Annotated in this window: 1 pseudogene; it reads right to left on the bottom strand. The window is 72.1% G+C overall.

Features of this window, described 5'->3' with window-relative positions:
- Positions 1 to 445 (bottom strand): annotated as a pseudogene (locus tag EOA29_RS42015) (peptidase M15A); the annotation flags it as partial.

Genomic DNA, 445 nt, shown 5'->3' with positions numbered 1-445 from the left:
GGGCTGGTCGGCCGAACGGGTGTTGACCAGCGGCGCGGTGGCGGCGGAGGCCGGCGTGGTGCTGAACAGCGAGGCGAAAAGGCCCTTCTTGGGCGCGGCGATCGGCTGCTGCGGCGGCTCGCCCGCCGTCACGTAGACGCCGCCATCGTTCATGACCGGCGCAGCCTGAGCCTGCGCCTGTGATGCGGCCGCTGCGGCGTCGCCGGCGGCGACCTTCTCGGCGGCGGCTTTCGTCTCGTCGGCCGTCTGCGCGGGCTGCGCCAGCGCTTGCGGCGTGTTCCCGGCTATCGAGGTGGCGCCCGCTGGAACGGCGACGCTGGGGAAGGTGGCGCCGGGGCGGGTCTCCGGCACATAGGCGACCTTTTCCGGCAGGGGCTTGTCGTCCTCGCTCATCACGGTCGATGACGCTTCCGAGGAGGCCGACGTCACCTGCAAGGTCGAATCG

Origin of the sequence: Mesorhizobium sp. M1E.F.Ca.ET.063.01.1.1 (genome assembly GCF_003998155.1) — a bacterium.
Lineage (GTDB): Bacteria > Pseudomonadota > Alphaproteobacteria > Rhizobiales > Rhizobiaceae > Mesorhizobium.
This window is presented reverse-complemented; position numbering and strand designations above follow the sequence as displayed.